Genomic DNA, 4,232 nt, shown 5'->3' on the forward strand with positions numbered 1-4,232 from the left:
TTGTCATTGCTGATTAACGCTCTACTAACATTGCTTTAAAGTAGGCAGCAAAATCTTTAAATTGCTGGTCTGTTAAAGATGGGATCAATTTTTCAACCGTAGAATTACTTTCTTTTTGAATTAATCCACGAGTGACACTTGCACCTTTACGATTAATCATACCTAAGTTTAATACCGCAACAAATTCATCAAAGAAAGATACGATACAAGCTTCGTTAAATACTTTCATCGTTTTAACTAACTCTTGAGCCACAGCCTTACCATTACCTGATTCAATTTGCGTAAAAGCATTCATAAAATGTTGATATGTTTCAGCATCTAATTTAAAACCAATACGAGCAATATCATTAGGTAATGCTAAAGAACGTGCACGTAAATAATCAGCACGTTTGTTAACTTCGGCATTATCTGCCTTACCTAACATGAGTTTTAACATACCATGCATGGTTTTCTTTAAAAAACCACCTAAAAACTTTAACAAACCACCGCCATCACCATCGCCATGATGCTGCATTAAATCAACTAAATTTAATAACAAAACATCAATGATTTCATCAGTTAATTTTAAAGAAATCTCATTAGCTAAATGATATTGTGCTTCTGGTGCTTTATTAGCTAAATTTGCTAATAATTTATCAATGTCTGCTTTTAACCCTGTACTGGGTTCAAAACCAAAATAAGTTGCCATTATTTTTTCCTCTTTGGGTTGAGCTTAGGGATATTTTCCTTAATTAAGATTTGAATTTTGGCAAGTGTACTGTTGATTAGCAAGGTAAACTTGTGAACAAATGACAAAAATTCGGTTTTTTTAAACAATTGTCTAACAATTAACAAGCGTTTATTGCCGTGCTAAACGCTGGAACTCAACAAATGGCTGGCAATTGCTACGGTATGGATTAATATCCAAGCCTCCGCGTCGTGTGTAGTGTGCTTGCACTGTCAATTGTTGTGGTTGGCAATATTGCATAATATCGGTAAATATTCTCTCAACACATTGTTCATGAAAATCATTATGTTGCCTAAAAGAAATCAAGTAACGTAATAAGTTTTCGTGGTTAAGCGCATAACCTGTATAACTAATTTGCACACTGCCCCAATCAGGCTGATTGGTGACAGGGCAATTGCTGCGTAACAAGTGCGAATAGAGCGATTCGGAGACAATTTGTGCGGCGGGCTGACAGCTGAGTATGGTTGGATTTAACACATAATCATCACATTCAATCTCTAAATTATCCAAACATTGCCCTTGTAATTGGCGGAGTTGATACGCATTATCTACAGCAAATAATCGTGCTTTGACGGGAGCTTGCGCGGCTTTAGACAAGTCCGTTTCTAGCAAAGATAAAAACTCTTTTTGATTATTAAACTTTTTAAAATTCAAAGAATTAAAATAAAGTTTTAAAGATTTAGATTCAATTAAAAATATAGAGGTACAAGGGACTAATAACTGAACAATTGCCACTTGTGGTTTGCCTTTAGCATTTAGCCACGAAGCTTCATAATTATGCCAAACATCAACCCCCTGAAACGGCAAGTCTTTGCTTAATGATAATTCTTGACGTCCTTGGCTGCGTGGTAATGGACACAATAATTGTGGGTTGTAATCTGAGGCGTAATCGGTTTCTTGACCTAAACCAGTTTGCTGATAATTAAAACTCATGCGATTACTCCTTCATGCCTCGTCCTGAAGACAACAAACGTAAAGCATAAAAATATAAGCCAATGGTTAAGGCCGTCATCATCGTTAAAGAAAGGCCAACATTAACATCACTTACCCCTAAAATGCCGTATCTAAAGGTATTCACCATATAAACAATTGGGTTAAATAACGAGACGTTTTGAAAGAATGGTGATAAATTTTCGATTGAATAAAACACCCCACCCAAATAGGTTAATGGCGTTAAAATAAAGGTTGGCACAATCGAAATATCATCAAAAGATTTAGCAAATACCGCATTAATAAAACCACCAATTGAAAACAATGTGGCAGTCAGAAACACAGAGTAAATAATCACTAATAGATGATGCAGTGACAAATGGGTAAAAAATAAAGAAAGTATGGTAACAATTAACCCCACCAACAACCCACGCGCCACGCCACCCAACACATAACCCGTTAAAATAATATGATGTGGCACAGGCGAAACTAACAATTCCTCAATACTGCGTTGAAACTTAGCACTATAAAAACTGGACACCACATTTGAATAAGAGTTGGTAATCACCGACATCATAATCAAACCGGGAACAATGTATTGCATATAGTCAAAACCACCCATTTGACCAATACGACTGCCAACAATATTGCCAAAAATGACAAAATATAAAGACATGGTAATAGCAGGTGGTAACAATGTTTGCACCCAAATTCGGGTAAATCGGCGGATTTCTTTGGTTAAAATAGTCTGTAAGGCAATATAAATTTGCTGATTAGTCATAATAAACTCGGATTATTTGTTGAGATTTTTCTCAACCATACTGACAAATAATTCTTCTAAACGATTGGATTTATTACGTAAACTCAAAACATTAATTTGCATTGCATTGAGTACATTAAATACCTCATTCAGCGATTGGCTTTTGTTTACCGCCACCTCTAAGGTTCGTTCGTCAATTAATTTAGTCGGAATATTGTCAATGTGTGGGGCTTGGGCTAAGGGTTCACGCACATCCAATAAGAAGTGTTCAACATCTAGTTTACTGAGCAAAGTTTTCATGTCGGTGTCTTCAACAATTTGCCCTTTATCAATAATGGCAATACGGCGACACAACATTTCTGCTTCTTCTAAATAATGGGTGGTTAAAATAATCGTTGTGCCTTGTTGATTGATTTCGGTTAAAAACTCCCACATCGACCGTCTTAACTCAATGTCCACGCCAGCGGTTGGCTCATCCAAAATCAATAGTTTTGGCTCATGCACCATCGCACGGGCAATCATTAACCGTCGCTTCATCCCCCCTGATAACATCCGTGCTTGTTGGTCTTTTTTATCCCAAATACCCAGTTTTTTGAGATACTTTTCGGCACGTTCATAGGCTAATTTTTTATCAATGCCATAATAACCTGCTTGTGTAGCGACAATATCAACCACTTTCTCAAACTGACCAAAGTTAAACTCTTGAGGCACAACACCCAGTTGTTGTTTCGCTAAAGATAAATCTTGGTCTAAGTCATAACCAAATACCGAGACATTACCTGTGGTCTTTTTGACTAAAGAACTAATAATGCCAATCGTTGTTGATTTACCTGCGCCATTTGGCCCTAAGAGCGCGTAAAACTCGCCTTGTTCAACACGTAAATTAATGCCTTTTAAGGCCTGAAAACCATTTTTGTAGGTTTTGGTTAGATTCTCGATCACTAATGCTGTTGTCATAACCCCTCACCCCGACCCTCTCCCACAAGGAGAGGGAGTTATAAATAATCTGCCAAGCTGACTTGACCCTGTATGCCACGCCATAAGTAATATAGGGACGAATTATCAAACCACAACCATGCACCTTCCATCATCCACGGCCAATCTTCCTCATTAATCTGCGTTTTCTGCAAAAGATGATAAATAAAAGCAGCAATAATGGTGTCATGTGACACATGAACAATTAAATTTCCTGCTGTTTGTTGCTGTTGGCTTTGATAAAAATGTTCAATTAATTTAGCAGCACCTTCTTTGGGCGACAAAATGCCTTCCATCATGTGTTGTAGATGATGATTAGCAAATGCGACTGGCCCCATTTGCAAAAATAACGGGCCAACATGACGAATACTATGCACAAAACAACCAGGTTCAACTAAGACTTTGGTTTGCTCAATCGCCAACGCTACATCTGCACCTCTTGCCATGGCTAAAGCGGTATCCAGACAACGCCCAACAGGACTGGAATAAAAAGCACTGATTTTTTTGCCTAAAGTTGCACCCCATTGCTCAGCCAACAACACACCTTCTGGCGTTAATGGCAAATCATAACTAGGCACACCATTGTTGGGTGCTAACTCTCGTAGGGAATGACGGGTAAATAAAATAACAGGTCGATCTTGGGGAATTTGCGCTAAAGCAGGTTCTAAACTTGGGTGTAACATAATCGTAAATCAAACAATAAATATTATTGTTGGTCAGTATAACGCATCTAGTTATCCCTCCTTTTATATTTTCAGGCTTTTTTGCATCCATTTACCCCCCTGCCTTTGGCATCCCCCCTTAATAAGGGGGGACTGAGGGGGGTATTTTGTTTACGCA

General features: G+C 37.9%; 5 protein-coding genes. All 5 read right to left on the reverse strand.

The window, feature by feature from the left end; genetic code table 11:
* Window positions 1-13: 13 nt before the first annotated feature.
* Window positions 14-688 carry a hypothetical protein gene (locus Q0212_RS16205; protein WP_297927455.1) on the reverse strand — a complete coding sequence of 225 codons (675 nt, stop codon included), beginning with the start codon at window positions 686-688 and terminating at the stop codon, window positions 14-16.
* 150 nt (window positions 689-838) lie between these two features.
* Window positions 839-1,660, reverse strand: a complete 822-nt coding sequence (gene queF / locus Q0212_RS16210) for an NADPH-dependent 7-cyano-7-deazaguanine reductase QueF (RefSeq protein WP_297927457.1) — start codon at window positions 1,658-1,660, stop codon at window positions 839-841.
* A gap of 4 nt (window positions 1,661-1,664) precedes the next feature.
* Entirely contained in the window at window positions 1,665-2,438 is a 774-nt protein-coding gene (locus tag Q0212_RS16215; protein ID WP_297927459.1) for an ABC transporter permease, read from the reverse strand.
* A gap of 12 nt (window positions 2,439-2,450) precedes the next feature.
* Window positions 2,451-3,374 (reverse strand): ABC transporter ATP-binding protein, encoded by a 924-nt coding sequence (locus Q0212_RS16220; protein ID WP_297927461.1) that lies wholly within the window; start codon window positions 3,372-3,374, stop codon window positions 2,451-2,453.
* A gap of 38 nt (window positions 3,375-3,412) precedes the next feature.
* Window positions 3,413-4,075: a histidine phosphatase family protein gene (locus Q0212_RS16225; protein WP_297927463.1), complete on the reverse strand. Its 663-nt coding sequence runs from the start codon at window positions 4,073-4,075 to the stop codon at window positions 3,413-3,415.
* Window positions 4,076-4,232: the final 157 nt, after the last annotated feature.

It is taken from the genome of uncultured Agitococcus sp., from assembly GCF_937920075.1.
GTDB lineage: Bacteria > Pseudomonadota > Gammaproteobacteria > Pseudomonadales > Moraxellaceae > Agitococcus.